This window comes from Nocardia alni (assembly GCF_019038435.1).
GTDB lineage: Bacteria > Actinomycetota > Actinomycetes > Mycobacteriales > Mycobacteriaceae > Nocardia > Nocardia alni.
Map to the genome: position 1 here is coordinate 1 of NZ_JAGPOX010000013.1, position 22928 is coordinate 22928.

Consider the following 22928-nt stretch of genomic DNA (forward strand, 5'->3'; position numbering starts at 1 on the left):
GTCGTACCTTCTACAAGTTTTTCTGCTCCTTTTTGCACTGTTTCTTTTTTTTTTTCAAGCAGAAGACGGCATACGAGTTTAGCGAGTGTCTCGTGGGCTCGGAGATGTGTATAAGAGAAAGGGGTAGCGCCGGATCGCAGGGCCGGGCCAGCTAATTTCAGGAGAGGTTGAATCGAAATATTTCAGGAGAGAGTATTCCGTAATTGACGCCGTCTGGTTACAGTTCGATGGTCGGGTTCCGGTGGAATCCGTAAGCGGGAGAAGGAGAATGCCGATGAGGGCTGCGGTATTGCGCGGGGGTCGGGTGCAGGCGCGAGTCATCGACGATCCGGTCCCGGGGCCTGGTCAGCTGCTTGTGCGGTCGCTGGCGTGTGCGATCTGCGCGTCGGATCTGCATTTCATGGACCACCCGGAAGCCGGCGCGTACGACGACACCGGGATGGCCACCTACGACCAGGACGTCGATATCGTCATGGGGCACGAATACTGCGCCGAAGTCCTCGACTACGGTCCCGGCACCGAGCGCCGGATCCCGGTCGGCACTCGGGTGAGTTCGCTGCCGGTCCTCTCGACTGCCACCGGTCGCAAGATCATCGGCCAGAATCCCGAAACACCCGGTGGTTTCGGCGAATACCTGCTCCTGGACGAGGCGATCACCCAGGTGGTGGCGTCCGAGCTGCCCAGCGAGGTCGTCTGCGTCGCGGACGGCATCTCCGTCGGGTGGTCGGCCGCGGCACGCGCACAGGTAACCGCGAAGGAGGCGCCGCTGGTTCTCGGGTGCGGCGCGATCGGATTGTCGGCGATCGCGAATCTGAAGCGCCTGGGCATCGGCCCGATCGTCGCGGTCGACTTCGTGGCGTCGCGGCGGGAGACGGCGCTGGCGATGGGCGCGGATGTGGCCGTCGATCCCGCCGAGATCTCCCCCTATCAGGCGTGGCGCGAGGCTGCCGGGCTGCCGGGCTGCGTGGTATTCGAATGTGTCGGTGTCCGTGGGGTTCTCGACTCGATCATCGCGGGTTGCGAACGCAATACGCGCATCTTCTCCGTCGGCGGCCCACCGGAGGGCGACCACCTGCACACCATGATCGCCAAGCGCAAGGGGCTGAACATCCAGTTCGGTGGCGGCCCGTTGCCGGCGCACTGGACCGAGGCGTTCGAGGCCGTGTGCTCCGGTGAGCTGGACGTCTCGCCGATGCTGGGCCGCACTGTCGGGCTCGACGGCGTGGCCGAAGCATTGGACGCCGCCCGCGCCGCCGACGGCCCCGCCCGCATCGTCGTCATCCCCTGAACACGGTGTACGTGCACCCCCGGACGGAAAGCTGCCGAGAAAATGAGTGAGATCGAGGAACTGCGCGCCATGGTCGAGGCGCTGGCGGGCCGGGTTCGCGCCCTGGAGGACCAGGTGGAGATCACGCAACTGGTCGCGCAGTACGGCCCGGCGGTCGACAGCGGCTCGGCCGAGGCCGCGGCGGCGCTGTGGACCGAGGACGGGAGGTTCGACGCCGTTCCCCAATTACGCATGCGGGGCCGTGCGGACATCGTCGCCATGGTCAACGGTGGCCATCAGAGCCTGATCCGCAACGGGTGCGGTCACGTCCTGACCGTGCCGCACGTCGTCGTCGACGGCGACGAGGCGACCGGCCGCAGCTACGCGCTCAACATCCGCTGGGACGCCGAGGACGACCGGTTCTGGGTGGCGCGGGTCTCCGCCAACACCTGGCGGTGGGTGCGCACCGCCGCGGGCTGGCGGGTCGCCGAACGGGTCAACGCCAACCTCGACGGCACCCCCGAGCATCGCGCCATGCTGGCCCCGCGGGAGTCCGGCGCGCCGGTGCATCCAGTAGAGGAACGATATGGTCACGAGTGATGACGTGTTCGCTCGGCTGGCGCTGGAGCACCAGACCGTCTTCGGGCTTCCTCCTATCGAATTCATCGCTCTGGCAAATGATCTCGGCTGCCGGTACATCGCGATCGGGCTGACGAACGGCCCGCACGACCCGCATGGTTACCCGCCCTACTCGTTGCGTGAGGATGCCGCACTGCGGCGCCGGACGATCGCCGCGATGCACGAGCACGACGTCTCGATCTCGCTCGGTGAAGGGATCATCGTCCGGCCCGGCGGCGACATACGCCGCTATGCGACAGATCTGGACATCATGGCCGAACTCGGCGTGGCGACGATCAACACCACGAGCATGGACCCGGATCTGCCCCGCAGCTTCGACGAGTTCGCGGTGCTGGCGCAGATGGCGGCCGAGCGCGGCATCGGGACGACGATCGAGTTCGCCCCCTCGCTCACGGTGGCCGACCTCGGCTGCGCGCTCGCGGCGGTACATCACGTGGCGCGCAAGGACTTCCGGTTGCTGATCGACATCATGCACCTGGTGCGCGCCGGCCACACCACCGCCGACCTCGCATCGATCGAACCCACGGCAATCGGCTACGTACAGCTCAGCGACAACACGATTCGCCAGCGTGGTGCGGTTTACCGGGACGACACGATCGACCGGATGGTGCCCGGCACAGGCGAATTCCCGCTGTCGCAGATCCTCGCCGCGCTGCCCCGCGATGTCGTGATCGGCCTCGAAGTACCCATGCTCGCGGCGGCGCGGGCCGGTGAATCGACACGGGATCGGGCGCGACGATGCGTCCGGGCGGCCCGCGAGCTGCTCACGGACCTGGCCGCCGCCGACTCGCCGAGGAAAGGACAGCAATGACAACAGTTTTGACCGGATACGGACCGTGGGGGATCGTCGCCGGCGGATCCGACGGTGTCGGCGCCGCCTTCGCACACGCGATGGCGGCCCGAGGCATGAACGTCGTCCTGGTGGCGCGGCGCGTGCCCGTCCTCGAGGCGTTCGCCGGCGAGATCAGGGCCCGGCACGGTGTCGAAGTACGCACCGTCGCAATCGATCTCGCCACCCCGGACGCTCTGTCGCAGCTCGAACAGGCGACAGCCGACCTGGAAATCGGCCTGTTCGTGTACAACGCCGGCGGCGACGACCGCAGCGCCGCATTCCTCGACAAGGACCTCGCCACCCACCTCACCCTCGTCCACCGCAACTGCCACAGCGTGCTCGAAGCGGCCTACCGGTTCGGCGGCCCGATGGTTACCCGCGGCCGCGGCGCCGTGGTGCTGGTCACCTCGGGCGCGGCCTGGGCCGGTGGCGCGACCCTCGCCGCCTACGGCGCCACCAAGGCCTTCGACCTCATCCTGGCCGAGGGGCTGTGGGCCGAATGGCGCGACAGCGGGGTGGATGTGCTGGGGCTCGTCCTCGGCAAGACCGACACTCCCTCCATGCATCGAGTCCTCGACGGGAAGGGCGGGTCGCTCGGCGAGGTCGCCGATCCGGTGGACGTCGCCGAGCAGGCCCTCGACCACCTCGGCGACGGCCCGACCTGGATCTGGGGCAGCAACCCGACCGGCGGTTCACCGTTCGGCGCGATGAGCCGCCGCGACGCCGTGCTCGTGATGAGCCGCGGCGCGACTACGACGGGGTAGTCATCGCCTTCTCTTCCCGTAGCAGAATCCGCGCGAGTTCGTGGCGGAGCGGTTGGGTGAGTTCTGCGATGGGCTGCTCACCGCTGGGCAGTCCCGCCGCGTGTTGGACGTAGTGGGCAGCCTTGGCGGAGAACTGGGAGGACGCGCCGGAGTCGGTCTTCTTGACCGCGACGAACAGTTCGAACGGCAGTGGCGGTGCCTGGAACAGGATCCGCGCCGCATTGCGCCAGGTGATCGTGGAATTCTCGGCGGCGCCGGGAAGTCTTCCTTCCGGCAACTGCTCGATCGCTTCGGCCAGCACATCGGTGGTCGCGTCGATGCGATGTTCGGCGCTGATCCACGCACCTGGTCGTAACGTCTTCACGATGCGTGTCAGGGTCTCGAGAGCGACGGCGCCCTCACCGTCACGACGGTCGAAAGCCAGCGAAATACCGCGCTCGCGAAGGTCTTCGAGTTCGACCGTCAAAATCTGCTGTTCCTGGTCGATCGTGGAAACTGCTGATATCGCTGGCATGTGGCCGAGTATTTCACGGACCCCGGATCGACCCTGTGGACGGCTGCTGCGCGGCCGCGCCCGACGGCGGATACGCGGATCAGAGCGGCCCGGGCGCAGGAGAGTGGTGGGTGGGCTCTGCCGACCGGGATTGCGTAGCTGCCCAGCTGGCGAGGAGTTTGAGGCGGTCTTCGGATGCGGTGCCGGGTTCGGCGGTGTACAGGATCAGGTTGTGCACGGCTCGGACGGACAGGGGTAGGTCGAGGTCTTGGAAGGTCAGTTCCAGGTGGCCGACGTCGGGGTGCTGGAGCCGTTTGACGCCGTCGTGGCGGATCAGGACGTCGTGCGCGGCCCAGCGGTCGCGGAATTCGGGGCTGAGGGTGGACAACTCGCCGATGAGTTCGCGCAGTGCGCGGTCGCGGGGCTCGCGGGCGGCCTCGGCGCGGAGCAGGGCGGCGGTGGCGTTGCCGGCGGCGTCCCAATCGATGAAGAAGTCGTGTGCGCCGGGGTCGAGGAAGATATAGCGGGCGAGGTTGGGGCGGCCGTGCTTGTCGATGGTGGCGCTGTCGAACATCGGCGCGAGCAGGGCTCGGGCCAGGGCGTTGCCGGCGACGACGTCCGTGCGGCCGTTGCGCACGAACGCCGAGGACATCGTCATGGAGTCGAGCAGCCACCGGACCCGGGGCGGGACCTCGACGTCCCTGCGACGCGACGGCGTGCGACTCGCGGGGCGCGATGAGCGGGCCAGGTCGAACAGGTAGGTGCGTTCGTCGTCGTCCAGTCGCAGGGCGCCGGCGACCGCGTCGAGGACGTCTTCGGACACGCCGCCGATGTGCCCCTTCTCCAGTCGCGTGTACCACTCCGTGCTCACGCCGGCGAGGACGGCGACCTCCTCGCGCCGCAGCCCGGCGACCCGGCGACGGGTGCTGGTCGGCAGTCCGGCCTGCGCCGGGGTGATCTTGGCGCGCCGGCTGGCAAGGAAGTGCCGGATTTCGTCGCGGTTTCCGGGCTGCTGATCCATGTCGTTCACGGTAGCCGCTGGTCACGGCGCGAGGGGGGTTGAGATCACACCCCCGATAAACGCGACCTTGTCCGGTGGCGGTGATCGCGGTCTGCTGGGGATCGAACGTTCCGACACGATCGCGTGGTACTGAGAAATGAGCACGAGTGCGGGGCGTCATGGACATGGAAGAACAAGCAATGGAGGTAGGGGATATGACGAGCAAGACGCTGACAACGCCGGCCGTGGCGCTGGGCACGTGGGCCTGGGGAGACAGCGGCGAGGTGGGCGAGGGCTATTTCGGCACTCGGCTGACCGCGTCCGGTCTGCGAGAGGTCGTCGAGAAGGCGCAATCGAACGGGTTCACCCTGTGGGACACCGCGATGGTATACGGCATGGGCCGCTCGGAGACGGTCCTGGCTCAGGCGCTGAAGGGCTACGCGCGCAGCGAGTACCAGCTGTCGACGAAGTTCACCCCGCAGGTCGCGGGCGGCGGCGACGACCCGGTCGCGGACATGCTGGAGCAGAGCCTCGACCGGATGGGCACGGACTATGTGGATCTGTACTGGATCCACAACCCCGCCGACGTGGCCCGGTGGACGCCGTTTCTGATTCCGCTGCTGCGGAGCGGCAGGATCAAGCATGTCGGCGTCTCGAACCACAACCTGAAGGAGATCGCTCTCGCCGATCAGATCCTCGGCGAGGCCGGGTTCCGTGTGGAGGCGGTCCAGAACCATTACAGCCTCCTGTACCGCAGCTCCGAGCGCGCGGGCATTCTCGAGCACTGCCGCGAGCACGACGTGCGGTTCTTCTCCTACATGGTCCTCGAGCAAGGGGCGCTGACCGGCAAGTACAGCCCGGCCCATCCGTTGCCGGAGGGCAGCAGCCGGGCGGCCGTATACAACGGCATCCTGCCCCAGTTGCAGGCGCTGACGGACAGGATGGGGGCGATCGGTCAGGACCGAGGCGCGACCGCGGCCGACGTCGCCACCGCCTGGGCCATCGCCAAGGGGACCACCCCGATCATCGGGGTCACGAAGGCGAGTTACATCGACGGGTTGATCCGAGCTCGCGGCATCGAACTGGCCGACGAGGAGATCGCGGAGCTGGAGGCGCTGGCGGATGCCGCGAACGTCGACACGCGCGGCAGCTGGGAGCACGACATGTAGCAGTCGTCGGCGGGGGCATGCCACTGGGCTCCGAGGGCGCCCGGCATATGACCGGGCGCCCCTGCGCGTCGACGGCAGCACCGGAATCGATTGAGCGGTAGAGCTATTCGCGACCGCCGGATGCCCTGGCCAACCAGCCGATATGGCGACCGTCCGCGGTTGCGGTGGAGACCACCCGCATTCCGGCGTGCGCTGCGAGCGTTGCGGCCTCGTCGGCGCCGACCTGTGCCCACGCGAACCAGCTACCGGTCCAGCCGCCGGTCTCCAGCCTTATCCGGTGGGTTCGCAGTCCTGTTCCCGGAGAAGCGAATTCGACGATCGCGATGCCCTGGGGAGCGAGCAGCTCCCGTGTCCGGCGCAGCAGGCGCACCGGATCTCCGCCGATGCCGATATTGCCGTCGGCGAGGAGGGCATAGCGCCATCGCCCGGATGCGGGCATCGGATCGAAGACGTCACGGTGCAGCGCGGGTGCTCCACGCCACCGGCTGACCGCCACCGCCGTGGCATCGGTGTCGATGCCCACCGCGCGGATTCCGCGGGTCACCAGCTCGGCGACCAGTCGGCCCGGGCCGCAGCCGATGTCGATGGTCGGCCCGTCGCAGCGGCCGATCAGCACTTCGTCGGCGGGGTGCACGGCGTCGGCGTAGCCGAGCCACCGTCGCATCGGAAGCCGAAGCCGCAGGCCGTCGGTGGTGCGGGCCCAGACCGGCTCACCGCCCAGCGCGCTCAGGTAGGCGACCGACACGTCCGACACTCCTGGAGTTCGGCGCACGACGGCAGACGACGATGGGGAGCTCGTGTCCGGGTCGGTCTCGATCACCGCGGCACTGCCTGGACTCGGCCTGTCTTCAGGAATGGATTCCGTCACGGGTTCGACGTTAAGGCGTCTTACTGGTGTTTCGGGGTCAGCAAATCATGACCAAACTCTGACATCGGCCGTTCGAGGACGCTGCAAACCCCGGGTGACTTTCTCCTCTGGGCACCGCGCTGCCCAGAGAGTGAGATCGGAGATGGCAGAGGAGTTCTGCTGTCGGAGACCGGAATCGGAATGTGCACATGCCCAGCACTGTGGTTGCGGTTGGGGCGGAAGGTCAGATGTGAGCAATCCGGACGATACGCAACCGCTGTGGAAGCTGTCCATGATCGCCGGGCCGGCGGGAATCGGCGGCTCGGTCCAGGTCCCCTACTATCCCGGACTGCTCGTCGAAATTCTCCGGGCGGAGATCATCGATCCGGTGACGCTGCTGTTTCAGAAGGTCCTGCACGTCACCGAATTCGTCGGCGATCCGCTGCCCGACCGAGGCGACAAGGTCGGCCTCGAGGTGTCCGTTCGCAGGCTGCGGACGCGGCTCGACGAAACGAAGCCGGGCCGTCGGCCGCAGACCGTCCGGGTCACCGGGATGTTCTCACCCGCGGTCCTGCTCAGTTACGGCTGGTGGGAACGGACCGGTCCCAGCGCGAACCCGGTCGGGCGCAACGACATTCAGCGCTGGACCTATGCCGGTTTCGAGGAATGGGCCCCATCGTGGGACTTCACCAGCGAGGTCGAGGCCGGCGACGAGTCGCTGTTCATGGGGCAACTCGGGCACGGCGACGAGGCCAACTCGATTCTGGTCGTCGCGGTGGGCGAGCGGGCGCGCGCGATCCGGCCGGGCATCGTCGGGCTGCTGCGGCAGGGAAATATCGGCGCGATGGCCGTGGAGATCACCGGGCTGCTGTGCCATCGCAGCCACCTGCGCAAGCGCAACCCGCAACTCGCCGGGATCGCGCAGCGATGGCGCCACAGCTTCGACTACTGCCTACTGCTCGATGACGAACACCACCACGTCACGCCGATGCACGAGGTCCCGGACTTCTACTCGGCGTATCTGTGGAAATGCCTGTGGGCCAAGGACAAGGCGCCCGCCGACGAGCCTCCCAAGCTGAACGACTGCTATCTGATCTGGGAGCACACCGACCTCACCAAGCCCGATGCGATCCGGTACAACCTCGACAGCCTGCAACACAAGCACGAGTACCTGAGCAAGGAGTACGGCACAATGGAACTGCTGCAGAAGTCCAGTCCGCTGATTCCGGACCGGACGAGCCTGCCCGCCGGATCATTCCAGAACCTGTTCCGCGCGGTCGGCCAGAGCTGAGCGGTGACCCTCTTTCGCGAACTCACCGATACGACACAGGATCTGGCCGCGCTGCGCGCGTTCTACGACACCCTGTACGTCGCGGAGTTCCCCGATCCCGACGAGCGTGAATCGCTCGCGAATATGGCCGATTATCTGCACCGCAAGGCGCGAGGGTGGTACGGGCGCAACAACTATCACATCGTGCTGGGTCTGTCCGGCGACACGGCGGTGGCCGCATCGGTGAGCGACTATCTCGCCGCGCCCAATACCGGCGTGATCGAATTCCTGCTGGTCGCACCCGCCGGCCGCGGCGGCGGGACGGGCCGTAGGCTGCTGGCCCACACCGAGGCGCTGCTCGACCAGGATGCCCGTCGTGCGGGCGGCCGCCCGCTGGACGCGATCTTGGCCGAGATGAACGACCCGTTGGCCACCTCCGCGCTGAGCGACAACCTCGACCCGGTGACCAGGGCGCTCATCTGGCACCGGTGGGGATATCGCGGTCTGGACTTCCCGTACGTGCAGCCGGCGTTGTCCCCCGATCAGGGGGCGGTCACGAATCTGATCCTGATCTGTAAACCGTTGCGCGAGGACTGGTTCGAGGCGGTGCCCGCCGCGGTGGTCGTCCTCGGCGTGCAGGAGTATCTGCGCTGGGCGATGCGTATCGAGGAGCCGCGGGACTGCGCGGAGTTCCGGGACATGGCCGCCGCCCTCGCGGCCGCCGACCTGGTCACCGCGATGCCACTGGACCGCTACGTCGGCCGCGACACCGCGCTCGACATTCGCACGGCCGCCGGCGATGCCGAGTTCGACGCGGCAATGGCACTGTACCGCAAGACATTCCGCCCCGGCCCGTACACCGCCCCCGAGTCGGCGTTCCGCCGCGCACGCCCCGACCCGGACTATCATCTGTGGACGCTGCGCGGCACGTCGACCGATCCAGCCCCGGAGGGGCTGGCGTCTTTCTTCGCCCTGCCCGCCGCGGGCTTCGTCGGTTACCTGGCGCTGACCGGACCGCTACACCGGGCCGGACTGCTACGCCGGCTGATCGCGCGCATCGAGACCCAACTGCTGGCCGATCGGTTGGCCGTGCGCGGCTGGTACGCCGAGGTCGCCGACGATATCGATCTCGCGCCGTACCGCCACATCGGCTGCCACCTACTCGCGGTCGACTACCACCAGCCCGACCCCGACGCTCCCGTTCGGCTCATCTTCAAACCACCCGGACGCGGTTACGGCCCCCCCACGCTGGCCCCCACCGACCTGCTCGCCGACATCGACGACATCCTGACCACGGTGTACGGCATCCCCGACCCGCGCCACCACCCCACCCACCAGCGCCTGGCCGCAAGCCTGCCCCCGGGGGCAACCGACGTCCCCCTGCGCTAACGATGCTCCCACACGCCAGGACGGTTTTTTGGGGGGCGATGTCGTTGTGCAGGTACCTCGTCGGCACCGGTGATCGCCAGTTGCCTGGGCCGGGCGCCCGCATCGATGACGATCACCGGGGCGCTGATCTGCCGGCTCCCACCGGTCGCCGAGACGATCTCGATCGTCTTCGGGCCAGTGAAGTGGGCCTCGCCCTCGATCAGGTCGAGCCCGTCCTGCGTCAGGCGGCTGGCGTAGCGAAACCCGGACGACCATCGCTGGTGGGATGTCATGCGCCCGGGCGGTGCAGGTGGCCAGGATGTAGTGCGGGTGCCGGTGCGGGCCGGTCAACTGTCCGGGGGTGACGTGGTCGGCAGGGCGACCAGCGACAGGAATTGCCATGTGCGGGTGGCGGCTTGGAGGTTGAAGCGGGTGTTGACCTCGCGCAGGTCGAACCCGGTGAGTTCGCGGATGCGCCCGAGGCGGTAGCGCAGTGTGCTGCGGTGAATGTGCAGTGCGGCGGCCGAGGCGTCGTAGTTGCCGCCGCATTCGAGGTATTGGCTCAACGTGTACACCAGGTCGGCGTGGCGGGCCCGGTCGTAGTCGAGCAGGACGCCGAGCCACTCGCGCATGAATTCTTCGACTTGGCCGCCTGCTCGGGCGGCGTCGACCAGCCGGTAGAAGCCCAGCTCGTCGAACGCGGTCACGCCGTCCGGCGCTCGTGACCGCAGCCGGATGTTGATGGCCCGGCGCGCATCGTCGAAGGATCGGACGAAATCGGTCGGCTGCTCGCAGCGGCCGCTGATGCCGATGGTGACGGGGGTTGTGTCGAGGTGCTCGCGGACGGCGTGGTGCAGGGTGACCGGGTCGGGGCGGCGATCGGTGATCAGGGCGACCATACCCGCGTGGCGACCTTGGAGGGAGTGCGCGTCGAGCGCTGTCGCGGCATGACCGACCGCATCCGGAAGAGCATTGTCGCGGCTGTGTACGAGTACGAGGTAGTGATCGCCGTGCAGGTCGTAGCCCAGCGCCTCGGCGCGGGCGAAGGCGCTGTCGTCGTCGGTGCCCGACAGGAGGTCGTCGACCAGTTCCCGGCGCAAACGCAGCTCGATCTCGGCGACGTTGTGCTGGTGTGCCAGCTCCAATGCCAGCACCGTACTGCCATAGGTAAGGGCGAAGATCTGATCGTCGGTCACTCGGCGGCCGGGGTCGATCAGCGCGAGTGTGCCCAGGACCTCGGTGCGCGGTTTCACCAGGAGGACCATTCGGTCGCCGACACGCAACGGCGCGTTATGGGTGGCGAGGCGGTGTAGCAATTGTTCGTGCTGCTCCTGGGGCGCCTTGGGGTAGGGCTCCGGCCGCCCCGGGCCCGACCAGGCCCGCGGGTTGCCGAACGGGTCTTCGATGGCCACGGGCAGCCCGGTCAGCTGGGCGAGGGCGTCGGCGATCCCCTGTTCACCGGTTCCGTAGGCGGCGGCGCCGGACAGCACCTCGTGCACGCGGGTCCGATGTTCGAGCCGCAGCACGGTGGCGGACAGGTCCTCGTTGATCGCGGTGAGGTCGGCGGAGTCGGCGCAGGCCTGTTCGTGCTGCGCGGCATGCGCCAGTGCGGTGCCGGTGAGCTGGGCCAGCACGGCGAGCAGGGAGATCTCGTCCGGTGACGGCTCGTGGTCGGCGCCCACGACCAGCGCGCCGATCGTCGCGGACCGGCTGTGTAGCGGAAACGCCCAGACCCACGGTGGGTCGGCCAATCGCATACGGCCCTCGCCGTGCTGAGCGTGCAGCTGAGAGTCCAGGCCACGTGGGGGCGGCTGCGCCTGATTCGGCACATAGTCGCCATCGACGAGCCGATAGCTGGCCAGCGTGTGGCAGCATCCGAGGGTCGCTACCGTTTCCGCGGCGATCCGCAGGATGTCCGGCTCCGCGTTCTCGGCGGAGAGGACGACCGACATGGCGTGCACCGCGGAGGGCGGTACGGCGCCCGCCGTGTCTTCGACATCCGAACTCAACGATTGCTGGTCCATGGGCTCTGGTCCGTGGTCGACGAGGTTACGCATCGACGTCGTGAACCGTGGTTTCGGCGCCCGTACCGAATACCTGGCCGATCGTCTCGCTACTACGAGCATGTGACCTATTCGATCGCCGGTAGTCCACGTGTCGACGCGCTGCTGCGGGCGTTGGTCTCGACGGTACTACGACCGCCGGGTCGCCCGCAGGCCGATGCGGTGACGGCGGTATCGGCGGGGTTGCCGGTTACAGCAGCAGGTGGAAGATCTCGAACGCCACGTCCCATTCGGCGGTGCTCGGATTCTTCCGTTTCGGGTCGATGACAATGAAGGTCTGGGCCAGGGCGACGCTCAGCCCACCGGCGATCGCCGACAGCCTCCTCTCGGTCTGCTCCGCGATCGCCAGCAGCGGCGGCCGGGCGGCGAGCTGGTCGAGCAACGGTTGCAGCTCGATTGCCTCGTCGAGCTTCTCGAACCGGTGGATGCTCTCCTGCAGTCCGGCGGTGATCGGCAGATCCGAGGGTTCGATCACGTCGCGGAGATTCGCCTTGGCCGAGGCGTTGGCGACGACGAACAGGTCATAGATCTTGTCGTCGATGAACTCGGTGTAGCGCTTGATGTCGTTCCGGTCGACGTGCAGCCCGGCTGCCGCACGGAAGAAACGCTCGAATTTGACGACGCCCATTACCGGCATTACCTGTCAACCCCTCTCGAAGTATTCGTGTGCCTGGCGTACCGCCATGGCGCCCTCGCCGACGGCGGAGGCCACTCTTTTGACCGAGCCGCAGCGGACGTCGCCCGCCGCGAAGACGCCGGGCCTGCTGGTTTCCAGTGTCATCGGGGAGCGCGCGTCGTTGCCTCCGGTCCGGTCGACCGCGCCCGGTCCGGTGCGTACGAACCCGTGGTCGTCCACGACGAGCGTGTCCGCCAGCCATGCCGTGCGGGGCACGGCCCCGATGAAGACGAACAGCGCGCGCACCGCCAGAACCGTCTGTTCGCCCGTTCGATTATCCTCGACCACAAGGGATTCCAGTGCGGTGTCACCGTGTACCGCGCGGATCTCGGTGTGCCGGTGGACGGTGACCCGGGCGTGCTGTGCTATCTGGTCGACCAGATAGCGGGACATGCTCGTGCTCAGGTCGTCGCCGCGGATGAGCAGGTGGACGCGCTCGACCCGGCCGGCGAGGAACACCGCGGCCTGACCTGCCGAGTTGCCGCCGCCGACGATCGCCACCGGGCCGAGCCCGCACATCGCCGCCTCCTGGTGGGTCGCGGCGTAGTGCACGTCGGTGCCCTCGAAGCGTTCGATGCCCGGCACCGCCAGCTTGCGATAGCGGGCGCCGGTGGCCAGCACGACGGCGCGACCGAGCAGCGTGCCGCCGTCGGACAGGCGGAGCAGATGGTGGCCCGCGGCGGTGTCGAGCCCGATCACGTCGGCGGACACCAGGATTCGCGCGCCGAACTTCCCGGCCTGCAGCACCGCCCGTTCGGCGAGTTCCCCGCCGGAGATTCCGGCGGGGAAGCCGAGATAGTTCTCGATGCGTGAGGAGGTGCCCGCCTGCCCGCCGGTGGCGATCGACTCCAGCGCCGCGGTGTCGAGCCCGTCCGACGAGCCGTACACCGCGGCGGCCAGGCCCGCGGGACCCGCGCCGACGACGACCAGATCGCATGCGTCGGTGCCGATGTCGGGCACGGCCAGCCCGATCACGCGCGCCAGTTCGGCGTTGGCCGGGTTGCGCAGCACCCGCTCACCACGCCAGATCACCACGGGGGTGTCCTGCGGCGTGACGCCCATGCTGCGCAACAGCTGTTCGGCGCGGCTGTCGCGTTCGAGGTCGATCCATCGGTGCGGCAAGCGGTTTCGCACCGCGAACTCTCGCAGCCGGCGGGTGTCGGGCGAATAGCAGGAACCGATGATCCGGAATCCGGACCCGATTCCGATCAGCAGGCTGCGCCGGATCAGGTAGGCGCGCAGGATCAGATCGCTGAGCACCGGGTCGTGCTCGACCAGCGTGCGGATCCGGTGCGCCGGAACGACCAGTACCTCACCGTCTTCGATCATTTCCGCGGTGTAGAACGCGACCTGGCCCTCCAGGAGTCCGAGTTCGCCGAGGAATCGGCCGGCCCCGTGCACGCGCAGTACGCCGCGCCCATCCTCGTCGTCGAGGATGGCTACCCTGCCGGACAGGATCACGAAGAAGTCCTCGCTGGGCTCGCCCGCCTGTACCAGCGTCTCTCCTGCTCGCACCGTCCTGCACACGCCGCCTGCCGCGAGTGCCGCGATCTGGTCGTCGGACAGGCGTGGGAACGCCCCGGCGAGGTCGGGGGTCTCCGCGGCTTCAGGTTCGGCGACGGGTGCGGTGTCGTGGTTCGGAGGCTCGGGTGCGGTGTCGGTGTCTGTAGGTCCGGGCGCGCTGTCGAGGCCCGCGGACTTGGGCGTCTTGTCTCGGTTCGCGGCGCTGGACATGCTGTCGCCGGCGTCAGACGAAATTCTGGTGGACATAGCACCAGCGCCAATCTTCGCCGGGCTCCATCGACTGCACGATGGGGTGGCCCGCGGCACTCGCGTGGGCCCGCGCGTGCCGCATCGGGGAGGAGTCACAGCAGCCGACATGGCCGCAGGTCAGGCACAGCCGCAGGTGCACCCACGGCGTACCGAGCCGAAGACACTCCTGGCATCCCTCCGGAGTGAGCGGTCGCACCGCCCGGATCGCGGCCACATGTGGATCGGTGTGCACCGAAGTCATCCCGTCGCCTCCTTCTGTGTCGCCGAGGAGAGTGCGTCGTCCAGCCAGCGACGCAGCTCCGGCATAGGGAGGGCGCCCGCCTGCCTGGCCAGCCCGGCGCCGTGGTGCAAGACGAGCAGAGTGGGCACCGCGCGCACCGCGAACCGCTGTGCCGTGCGGGGTGCGGCGTCCACGTCGACCTTGACCAGCTTCACGTGGCCCGCGCGTTCGGTCGCGAGCTGCTCGAGCGCCGGGCTGACCATCAGGCAGGGCCTGCACCAGGTCGCCCACAGGTCGACGAGCACCGGCACCGAGGCCTGCTCGGCGATCTCCGCGAAATCGTCGTCGCCGGCCGGGACGATCCAGGGCAGCGGCCGGTGGCACTTACCGCAGCGCGGCGTGCCGGTGGCCGCCGCGGGCACCCGGTTGGCCGTGCCGCAGTGTGGGCACTTGGTCTTCGTCGATTCCATAGTCGCACCGCCCTTCTCACGCCGCGATCGGTTGCGGTGCATAGGCGACCGACAGTTCGCCGCCGGACACGGTGATGGCGATCGCGCCGCCCTGGTCGATCTCGCCGCGCAGCAGCGCGCGCCCGATCTTGGTTTCGACCTCGTGGGCGATGTAGCGGCGCAGTGGCCGCGCACCGTAGACCGGGTCGAAGCCGTGCTCCGCCATGAGCCTTCGCGCCTCCGGCGTGATGTCCAGACGGATCTGCCGCTGCGCCAAGCGGTCGCGCAATTCCTGTAGCTGCAGTTCGACGATCTGCTCCAGCTGTGCCAGCGTCAGGGGGGTGAACAGCACGATGTCGTCGACCCGGTTGAGGAACTCGGGGCGGAAGTGCCCGCGCAGCTCGGCGAGCACCAATTCGCGTGCGTCGGGCTTGATCTCGCCGTGGCCGGTGACGCCCTCGAGCAGATATTGCGAGCCGATATTGGAGGTCATGATGACCACCGTGTTGCGGAAATCCACGTGCCTGCCCTGCGAATCGGTGATCCGGCCGTCGTCGAGCACCTGCAGCAGGGTGTTGAAGACATCGGCGTGCGCCTTCTCGATCTCGTCGAACAGCACCACCGAATACGGCTTGCGGCGTACGGCTTCGGTGAGCTGCCCGCCCTCGTCGTATCCGACGTAGCCCGGCGGGGCGCCGATCAATCTGCTGACGGTGTGGCGTTCCTGGTATTCGCTCATGTCCAGGCGCACCATGTTGTCCTCGCTGTCGAACAGGGCGGCGGCCAGCGTCTTGGCCAGTTCGGTCTTGCCGACGCCGGTGGGTCCCAGGAAGATGAACGATCCGATCGGCCGTCGCGGATCGCGGATTCCGGAGCGCGCCCGGATCACCGCGTCGGCGACCACCTGCACCGCCTCGTCCTGGCCGATCACCCGCTCGTGCAGGATCTCGTCGAGCCGCAGCAGCTTCTCCCGCTCGCCCTCCTGCAGGCGTGCCACCGGGATGCCGGTCCACGCGGCGACGATCTGGGCGATCCCGTCCTCGGTGACCACCTCGCGCAGCAGGGGTTCCTTACCCTGCTTGGTGGCCAGCTGTTCCTCCGCGGCCCGCAGCGTGCGTTCGAGTTCGGTGATCTCGCCGTAGCGCAGTTCGGCGGCGCGATTGAGGTCGTAGTTGCGCTCGGCGTCCTCGGCCTCGCGGCGTAGCTGTTCCATGCGCCCGCGCAGCTCCTGCACCCGGCGGATCGCCTGACGTTCGGCGTCCCATTGCGCGCGCCGCGCGTCGGCCGCCGCGCGCAGGTCGGCCAGTTCCTTGCGCAGCTCCCCGAGCCGGGACTCGCTCGCGGCGTCGGTCTCCTTCGACAGCGCGGCCTCCTCGATCTCCAGCCGGGTCACCTTGCGGGTGAGTTCGTCGAGTTCTGCGGGCATGGAGTCGATTTCGGTGCGCAACCGGGCGCAGGCCTCGTCGACCAGATCGATCGCCTTGTCCGGCAGGAAGCGGTCGGTGATGTAGCGGTGCGAGAGCGTGGCGGCCGCGACGAGCGCGCCGTCGTTGATCTTCACGCCGTGGAATACCTCGAGGCGCTCGCGCAGGCCGCGCAGGATCGAGATGGTGTCCTCGACCGTGGGCTCGTCCACCAGCACGGTCTGGAACCGGCGCTCCAGCGCCGCATCGGATTCGATGTGCTTGCGGTACTCGTCGAGCGTGGTGGCGCCGATCATGTGCAGCTCGCCGCGGGCGAGCATCGGCTTGAGCATGTTGCCCGCGTCGAGCGAACCCTCGCCACCGACCGAACCGGCGCCCACTACGGTGTGCAGTTCGTCGATGAACAACAGGATGCTCCCCTCGGCGGCCTTCACCTCCGACAGCACGGCCTGCAGCCGTTCCTCGAACTCGCCGCGGTACTTGGCCCCCGCGACCAGCGATCCCATGTCCAGGGAGAAGATGGTCTTGTCCCGCAGGCCCTCCGGCACGTCGCCGCGCACGATGCGCTGGGCCAGGCCCTCCACGATGGCGGTCTTGCCGACACCGGGGTCGCCGATCAGCACGGGGTTGTTCTTCGTCTTGCGGCTCAGGATCTGGGTGACCCGGCGGATCTCGGCGTCGCGGCCGATGACCGGGTCGAGTGTGCCCGCCCGCGCCTCGGCGACCAGATCGCGGCCGTACTTCTCCAGCGACTCGTAGGCGCCCTCCGGGGTGGCCGACGTAACACGTTGATTGCCACGCACTTTCGTGAGCGCGGCGAGGAACGACTCTCCGGTGACGCCGTGGTCCGCCAGGATCCGCCCGGCCGCGCTGCTCGTGCCCTCCGCGGCGAGCGCCATCACCAGATGTTCGACCGAGACGTAGGAATCCTTGAGCCGCTTGGCCTCACGCTCCGCGGATTCGAGCAGCGCGGCCAGCCTGCGGGTGATCATCACCTGCCCGGGGGTCGCGCCCGGTCCGCTGACCTTGGGCCGCCGCGCCAGCTCCCGCTCGAGGTCGGAGCGCACGGCGTCGACGTCCGCGCCCGCCTGCTCCAGCAGCCGGGGAACCAGTCCCTGTTCTTGATCGATCAGGGCCAGCAGCAGATGCTCGCCGTCGATCTCGGTGTGTCCCAGGCGGGTTGCGACGTTCTGTGCGGCGTGCAGGGCTTCCTGAGATTTTTCGGTCAGGCTGCCGGTGTCCATGGGGAGGTCCTCCTTCGGCGAATTTCGGCTTCGAGTCGCTCGATGCGTTCCAGCAGGTCGAGTACCAGCCCGATGGCCGCGTAGTTCAGGCCGAGACCGGCGCGCAGACGCTGGATCCGGGCCACGGTGGCGACGGCGGACGGTTCGAACCGCAGCTCGCCGCCCTCGCGAACGCCGTCGAGCACGCCGAGCGCGACCAGCCGGCGCACCATCTCGGGATGCAGCCCGGACCGCTGCGCGAGGGTCTCCGCGCGCAGCCGCGGCGGGCCGACCAACACATATCGGGTGGGGGCGTTCACTTCTCTCTCCTCGGGTCGAAGTCCGATGCGGCAGCCAGCTCCTCGAACAGTTTTCGTTCCCGCTCGGTCGGATGCGGGGGCACCATCACCTTGATCTCGGCGTAGAGGTTGCCGTCGGCGCCGCGCGGATTGGGCATGCCCTCGCCGCGCAGCCGCAGCTTGCGCCCGGTCGAGGAACCCGGCGCGACCTTGACCTTGGCCTCACCCTTCGGGGTCGGGACGGCGACCGTGGCGCCGAGCGCGGCCTCCCATGGCGAGACCGGTAGATCGAGGTGAATGTCGCGGCCGCGCAACCGAAATCGCGGATGCGGTCTGATCCGCACCACCAGGTACAGATCACCGGCGGGCGCGTCACCGCCGCCGCGACCCCCTTGGCCCGCCAAGCGGATCCGTTGGCCGTCGAGCACTCCGGCCGGAATGTCGACGGTGTAGCTGCGCCCGTCCAGTGAGAGGGTGCGCTTGCCGCCGCGGTATGCCTCCTCGAGGGTGAGTTCCAGCTGAGCCTCCTGGTCGGCGCCGGGGATCGGACCGAATCCGCCACGGCCGCCGAACATTCCGCCGAACAGGTCCTCGAGGTCCACGGCCTCGCCGGAACCGAATCCCTGGCCGTACCGCACCCGGGTGCCGCCGGGACCTCGACCGAAACCCCCGCCCGCCGCCGCGCCGACCCGGTCGTCGTAATCCTCGGGGATCTGCCGGAAGTCCGGGCCGAACCGGTCGTAACGGCGGCGCTGCGCGGGGTCGGACAGCACCTGGTAGGCCTCACCGATCTCCTTGAACTGGTCCGCCGCGGCGGGATCGGAATTCACGTCCGGGTGGTAGCGGCGGGCCAGCTTGCGGTAGGCCTGCTGGATCTGGTCCTTGTCGGCGTCCCTCGGTACTCCGAGCACTTCGTAGAAGTCGCGCGCCATCGGCCCTCACCCCTCGCGCCTGCTGACGACGACGGACGCGGGCCGTAGCTGGTGTCCATTGTCGCCGTACCCGGGGCGTATCACCTCGAGGACGGTGCCGGGCGGGACATCGGGTGCGTCCGCCACGCTGACCACCTCGTGCAGGGTGGGGGAGAAGGGCACGCCGGTCTCGGCGTAGCGCGGGTAGCCCAATTGTTCGAGCAGATGCACCGCCTGGTCCCGGATCGCCTGGACGCCTTGAACGACGGACTGCGCGTCGGTGCCCGCGTGCGCGAGCGCCAGATCCAGGTTGTCCAGCACGGGCAGCCACGCGGCGGCCACCTTGGCCCGCTCGGCGAGGCGTTCCCGGTCCAGGTCGCGCGCGTAACGCTTGCGCAGGTTGTCCAGGTCCGCCGCCGTCCTGCGCCAGCGGTCCTCGAGCTGAGCGAGAGCGGGATCGGGTTCGCCGGGCGGCGGCTGATCCAGGTCGGTGGCCGCGTCCCGGTCGGTGACCGCACCGTCGGTGCCGGCGGCCGGCCGTTGCTCGGGGCTGGTCATGGCTTCAGCTCCGATCGAACTCGGCGTCGATCACGTCGTCGTCGTCCGACGCTGCCGCCGTACCGGAACCGTTGCCCGTCGAGGGGGCGGCCGCGAGCCCGTACAGCAACTGCTGCAGTTCGGCGGTGAGCGACTGGGCCCGGTCGGGCGGGGCCTCCTCCTTGACCGCCTGCCTGGCGTCGGCGATGAGCATCTCGGCGCGGGCACGATCGTGCGGTGCGGCGCTGTCGCCGAGTTCGGCCAGGCGGCGTTCGACCTGATAGGCCACCGAATCGAGCTCGTTGCGGGCGTCGACCGCCTTGCGCAGCCGCTCGTCCTCGCCGCGATTGCGCTCGGCCTCGGCGAGCATGCGGTCCACCTCGGTCTTGTCCAGGTTGCCCTGTTCGCTGATCGTGATGCTCTGTTCGCGGCCGGTGTCCTTGTCGCGCGCGGTGACGTTGAGGATGCCGTTGGCGTCGATGTCGAAGGTGACCTCGACCTGCGCCTGGCCGCGCGGCGCCGGGCGGATGTCCTCCAACCGGAACCGGCCGAGTACCCGGTTGTCCGCCGCGCGCTCCCGTTCCCCTTGCAGCACAACGATATCCACGGCGGGCTGGTTGTCCTCCGCGGTGGAGAACACCTCGGTGCGCCGGGCCGGGATGGTGGTGTTGCGTTCGATGATCTTCGTCATCACCCCGCCCTGCGTCTCCACACCGAGGGACAGCGGCGTCACGTCGAGCAGCAGCACATCGGAGACCTCGCCCTTGAGTACGCCCGCCTGGACGGCCGCGCCCAGCGCGACGACCTCGTCCGGATTGACGCTCATATTCGGGTCCTTGCCGCCGGTCAGCCTGCGCACCAGCGCCTGCACGGCCGGGATGCGGGTCGAGCCGCCGACCAGGATCACCTGGTCGATATCGTTGGCGGTGACCTTGGCATCGCCCATCGCTTGCTCGACCGGGCCGAGGCAGCGCTGCACGAGATCCGCGGTCAGATCATCGAACTTCGAGCGCATGATCGTGGTGGTGAGGTGCTTGGGACCGTTGGCGTCCGCGGTCACGAACGGCAGGTTCACCTGCGTCTGCGTCACCGACGACAGCTCGACCTTGGCCTTCTCAGCCGCCTCGAACAGGCGTTGCAGCGCCTGCGGATCGGCGCGCAGATCGATGCGCTGCTCGCGCTGGAACTCGTCGGCCAGGTAATCCACGATCCGGCGGTCGAAGTCGTCGCCGCCGAGATGGGAGTCGCCCGCGGTGGCGCGCACCTCCACGACACCATCGCCGACGTCGAGCAAGCTGACGTCGAACGTGCCGCCGCCGAGGTCGAAGACCATCACAGTCTCGTGGGTCTGCTTGTCCATGCCGTAGGCCAGCGCGGCCGCGGTCGGTTCGTTGATGATCCGCAGCACGTCGAGCCCGGCGATGCGACCGGCGTCCTTGGTGGCGTTGCGCTGGGCGTCGTTGAAGTAGGCGGGCACGGTGATGACCGCCTCCTTGACCCGCTCCCCGAGGAATTTGCTCGCGTCGTCGACCAGCTTGCGCAGCACCTGCGCACTGATCTCCTCGGGTGCGTACTGCTTGCCGCGGACGTCGAACCGGGCGGCGCCGCCCTCGCCCTGCACGACATCGAAGCTGACGGCCTTGGCCTCCTCGGAGATCTCGTCGAAGTGGCGGCCGATGAATCGTTTCGCGGAGTAGATGGTGCCCTTCGGGTTCAGGATCGCCTGGCGACGGGCGAGCTGGCCGACCAGTCGCTCCCCGCCTTCGGTGAAGGCGACCACCGACGGCGTCGTGCGCGCGCCCTCGGCATTGGCGATCACCACGGGCTCACCGCCCTGCCAGCTGGCGATGACCGAATTCGTTGTTCCCAGATCAATGCCTACAGCCGTTGCCATGACATGTTCCTTCGGGTCGGTTGCGATGGACTGACGGCCGGAACTTCCGACGCCTCGATCCTGGCAACAGGCCCCCCATGCGGAACACGGCCCGGCGTGTCGAAACCGAGCGCTCGATTCGTCCTACTGGAGCAGGCCGGATCGGTCGGCCGTGGTCCAGCGGCGCCCCCGAGCGTGTCCGGGCTCAGCGGCTACCGCGCCATCTCCCGCCGGATGTGACCAGACCGCGCCGAGCACCTCGCCGGGCATCGAGCATCGGTGCCACCCCAACCTCTCACTGTGAGACAGTCCCTAGTCGCCGGCGGCCTTCGAGATGGCGGCGGCCAGATCGTCCGGCCTGCTCCACATCGGCCAGTGGCCCGTTGGCAGGTCGACGAGGGTGAGGTTCGTGAGCCGCGCGGTCTCCGCCATCATCGGGTGGCCTTCGCGGGCCATGGTCATCATGACCTGGGATGGGAAGGATGACGCGATTATCGTCGTCGGGACCGACAGTCGACGGTCGTCGTGCAGTGAGATTCGCTCGCGCATGATCGGTCCCGGTTGCGGCGCCGACCGATCGCGGAAGCGCTGGAGTGCGGCGGCGTCGATTCCTTCGAGGCTCGCCTTCTGGGCGAGGACCTCGAAGTCGGGCAGTGGAACCTCGTCGACGTCGTCGGGCAGTGCTGCGTCGAAGATCGCTCCGTCGGCGGCCGGGCCGCTGTCGACATAGACGACGCGCGTCACGGCGTCGGGGTGGCGGTCGAGCAGGAGCGTCGCGGGGTAGTTGCCGCCGCTGTGCACCACGAGTACCACGGGGCCGTGCGCCGCGGCACGTCTCACCGCGTCGGCCAGGACACCGGCCTGCTCGTCCAGTGTGTGCGTGGTGCGGTCGGGGTCGTCGGGCTCCAGCCCGGGGAGGGTCAGCGCGGTCACCGCGTGGCCCAGCTCGCGCAACGCGGGGACCACGTCGTCCCATGCCCACGCGCCGAGCCAGTGGCCGGGTACCAGGACCAGTGCCGGGTGGTCGGTCGCCGGGTCCTGCTTCGTCCGATTCGATGTCATGGCCGGAGATTACCGGGGGCGGTGGTCTACGGTATGTCACTATTTATGTCATGAATCATGGTCGGGGCGGCGGAGCGTGAGGCGCGCGGAACGGTTGCAGGCACTGACCGAGAGTTTGCGGCGTGCCGGCCGTAACGGACGTACTGCCGAGAGTTTGTCCGCCGAACTCGAGGTGACGACGCGCACCGTGAAGCGCGACATCGCCGGGCTTCTCGCCGCCGGCCTGCCGATCTGGAGCCGCACCGGGCCGGGTGGCGGATACGGTCTTGCCGAGACCGGATCGCTGCCACCGGTGAACCTGGGTCCGAGCCAGGCCCTCGCCTTAGCAGCGGCGGCCACGGTCCTCGGGGTGGGTCCGTTCGGGGACTCGGCGCGCAGCGCGTCGCGCAAGGTGCTCGACGTCGTAGACCCGGCAACCCGCCGCCGCGCGAGGGACCTCGCCACGAGAGTCTGGGTCGACGTGGCGCCCGGCGCGCCCCGCAGGGTGATGTCCCCGCTGGAGCAGGCCATGCTCGATCAGCGGGTCGTGAACATCGCATACACCGACGCCCAGGGGCGCGTCACCCGCCGTGCGGTGGAGCCGCTCCTGTTCGCGTTTCACCACGGACACTGGTATCTCGTCGCGTGGTGTCTGCTGCGTGACGCGGTGCGGTGGTTCGACGTCGGGCGCATAGGCCGGGCGACGGTGACTCGAGAGCCCTGCTCCGGTCATGCCGTGACAGAGATCGGCGAACCGCCGGAAACGGCGCGGCCGGCCGCCGTCTGAACG

General features: G+C 68.6%; 23 protein-coding genes. 8 read left to right on the forward strand and 15 right to left on the reverse strand.

Translation table 11 applies throughout. The annotated features are described in order from the left end of the window. Positions 1-274 precede the first annotated feature (274 nt). Genes JZ791_RS07525 through JZ791_RS07540 form a run of 4 tightly spaced genes read left to right on the forward strand, consistent with a single transcriptional unit; the run spans position 275 to position 3502 of the window. On the forward strand, positions 275-1288 hold the full coding sequence (locus tag JZ791_RS07525; protein ID WP_216893462.1) for a zinc-binding dehydrogenase: 1014 nt from the start codon (positions 275-277) through the stop codon (positions 1286-1288). A 42-nt stretch (positions 1289-1330) separates the two neighbouring features. Continuing rightward, positions 1331-1867, forward strand: a complete 537-nt coding sequence (locus JZ791_RS07530; protein WP_216893463.1) for a nuclear transport factor 2 family protein — start codon at positions 1331-1333, stop codon at positions 1865-1867. After that, on the forward strand, positions 1854-2717 hold the full coding sequence (locus tag JZ791_RS07535; protein ID WP_216893464.1) for a sugar phosphate isomerase/epimerase family protein: 864 nt from the start codon (positions 1854-1856) through the stop codon (positions 2715-2717). Before JZ791_RS07530 ends, JZ791_RS07535 begins: the two co-directional genes overlap by 14 nt. After that, a complete protein-coding gene (locus JZ791_RS07540) occupies positions 2714-3502 on the forward strand; it encodes an SDR family NAD(P)-dependent oxidoreductase (protein ID WP_216893465.1) in 789 nt (262 codons plus the stop codon). Before JZ791_RS07535 ends, JZ791_RS07540 begins: the two co-directional genes overlap by 4 nt. On the opposite strand, the gene JZ791_RS07545 is transcribed toward JZ791_RS07540, so the two are convergent. Further along, positions 3489-4016, reverse strand: coding sequence for a hypothetical protein (locus JZ791_RS07545; RefSeq protein ID WP_216893466.1), 528 nt, complete (start codon positions 4014-4016; stop codon positions 3489-3491). The genes JZ791_RS07540 and JZ791_RS07545 overlap by 14 nt on opposite strands. Positions 4017-4095: 79 nt before the next feature. Next, on the reverse strand, positions 4096-5016 hold the full coding sequence (locus tag JZ791_RS07550; protein ID WP_216893467.1) for a helix-turn-helix transcriptional regulator: 921 nt from the start codon (positions 5014-5016) through the stop codon (positions 4096-4098). Between the two features lie 194 nt (positions 5017-5210). Between JZ791_RS07550 and JZ791_RS07555 the strand changes: the two genes are divergently transcribed. After that, positions 5211-6164: an aldo/keto reductase gene (locus tag JZ791_RS07555; RefSeq protein ID WP_216893468.1), complete on the forward strand. Its 954-nt coding sequence runs from the start codon at positions 5211-5213 to the stop codon at positions 6162-6164. A 103-nt stretch (positions 6165-6267) separates the two neighbouring features. Here JZ791_RS07555 and JZ791_RS07560 read toward each other — a convergent pair whose 3' ends face one another. Further along, on the reverse strand, positions 6268-7032 hold the full coding sequence (locus JZ791_RS07560) for a methyltransferase domain-containing protein (RefSeq protein ID WP_308162822.1): 765 nt from the start codon (positions 7030-7032) through the stop codon (positions 6268-6270). A 229-nt stretch (positions 7033-7261) separates the two neighbouring features. Here JZ791_RS07560 and JZ791_RS07565 point away from each other — a divergent pair, with 229 nt between their 5' ends. Together JZ791_RS07565 and JZ791_RS07570 are read left to right on the forward strand one after the other, a co-directional pair. Beyond that, positions 7262-8302, forward strand: coding sequence for a hypothetical protein (locus tag JZ791_RS07565; RefSeq protein WP_216893469.1), 1041 nt, complete (start codon positions 7262-7264; stop codon positions 8300-8302). A gap of 3 nt (positions 8303-8305) precedes the next feature. Beyond that, the gene (locus JZ791_RS07570) at positions 8306-9670 is read left to right on the forward strand and encodes a hypothetical protein (RefSeq protein WP_216893470.1); all 1365 of its coding nucleotides are present in this window, start codon (positions 8306-8308) and stop codon (positions 9668-9670) included. On the opposite strand, the gene JZ791_RS07575 is transcribed toward JZ791_RS07570, so the two are convergent. The 12 genes from JZ791_RS07575 to JZ791_RS07630 form a co-directional block, all read right to left on the reverse strand. After that, positions 9667-9942 carry a hypothetical protein gene (locus JZ791_RS07575; RefSeq protein WP_216893471.1) on the reverse strand — a complete coding sequence of 92 codons (276 nt, stop codon included), beginning with the start codon at positions 9940-9942 and terminating at the stop codon, positions 9667-9669. The two genes, JZ791_RS07570 and JZ791_RS07575, sit on opposite strands and share 4 nt — an antisense overlap. A gap of 54 nt (positions 9943-9996) precedes the next feature. After that, complete coding sequence (locus JZ791_RS07580; RefSeq protein WP_216893472.1) at positions 9997-11673, reverse strand: helix-turn-helix domain-containing protein; 1677 nt, start codon at positions 11671-11673, stop codon at positions 9997-9999. Between the two features lie 229 nt (positions 11674-11902). Then, positions 11903-12340, reverse strand: coding sequence for a DUF1931 family protein (locus JZ791_RS07585; RefSeq protein WP_216893473.1), 438 nt, complete (start codon positions 12338-12340; stop codon positions 11903-11905). Between the two features lie 15 nt (positions 12341-12355). Further along, on the reverse strand, positions 12356-14122 hold the full coding sequence (locus JZ791_RS07590; RefSeq protein WP_216893474.1) for an FAD-dependent oxidoreductase: 1767 nt from the start codon (positions 14120-14122) through the stop codon (positions 12356-12358). A gap of 13 nt (positions 14123-14135) precedes the next feature. Further along, a complete protein-coding gene (locus JZ791_RS07595) occupies positions 14136-14402 on the reverse strand; it encodes a UBP-type zinc finger domain-containing protein (protein ID WP_216893475.1) in 267 nt (88 codons plus the stop codon). Further along, on the reverse strand, positions 14399-14851 hold the full coding sequence (locus tag JZ791_RS07600; protein WP_216893476.1) for a thioredoxin family protein: 453 nt from the start codon (positions 14849-14851) through the stop codon (positions 14399-14401). Before JZ791_RS07600 ends, JZ791_RS07595 begins: the two co-directional genes overlap by 4 nt. A gap of 16 nt (positions 14852-14867) precedes the next feature. Next, positions 14868-17498, reverse strand: a complete 2631-nt coding sequence (gene clpB, locus JZ791_RS07605) for an ATP-dependent chaperone ClpB (protein WP_216893477.1) — start codon at positions 17496-17498, stop codon at positions 14868-14870. Beyond that, a complete protein-coding gene (locus tag JZ791_RS07610; protein WP_216893478.1) occupies positions 17480-17797 on the reverse strand; it encodes a chaperone modulator CbpM in 318 nt (105 codons plus the stop codon). Before JZ791_RS07610 ends, clpB begins: the two co-directional genes overlap by 19 nt. Continuing rightward, on the reverse strand, positions 17794-18708 hold the full coding sequence (locus JZ791_RS07615; protein WP_216893479.1) for a DnaJ C-terminal domain-containing protein: 915 nt from the start codon (positions 18706-18708) through the stop codon (positions 17794-17796). The genes JZ791_RS07610 and JZ791_RS07615 overlap by 4 nt, the downstream gene beginning before the upstream one ends. Positions 18709-18714: 6 nt before the next feature. After that, positions 18715-19245, reverse strand: coding sequence for a nucleotide exchange factor GrpE (locus JZ791_RS07620; protein ID WP_216893480.1), 531 nt, complete (start codon positions 19243-19245; stop codon positions 18715-18717). A 4-nt stretch (positions 19246-19249) separates the two neighbouring features. Continuing rightward, the gene (gene dnaK, locus JZ791_RS07625; protein ID WP_216893481.1) at positions 19250-21118 is read right to left on the reverse strand and encodes a molecular chaperone DnaK; all 1869 of its coding nucleotides are present in this window, start codon (positions 21116-21118) and stop codon (positions 19250-19252) included. Positions 21119-21409: 291 nt separating this feature from the next. Further along, positions 21410-22159: an alpha/beta fold hydrolase gene (locus JZ791_RS07630; protein ID WP_216893482.1), complete on the reverse strand. Its 750-nt coding sequence runs from the start codon at positions 22157-22159 to the stop codon at positions 21410-21412. A gap of 76 nt (positions 22160-22235) precedes the next feature. On the opposite strand from JZ791_RS07630, the gene JZ791_RS07635 reads away from it, so the two are divergent. Then, positions 22236-22925 (forward strand): helix-turn-helix transcriptional regulator, encoded by a 690-nt coding sequence (locus tag JZ791_RS07635; protein ID WP_216893483.1) that lies wholly within the window; start codon positions 22236-22238, stop codon positions 22923-22925. Positions 22926-22928: the final 3 nt, after the last annotated feature.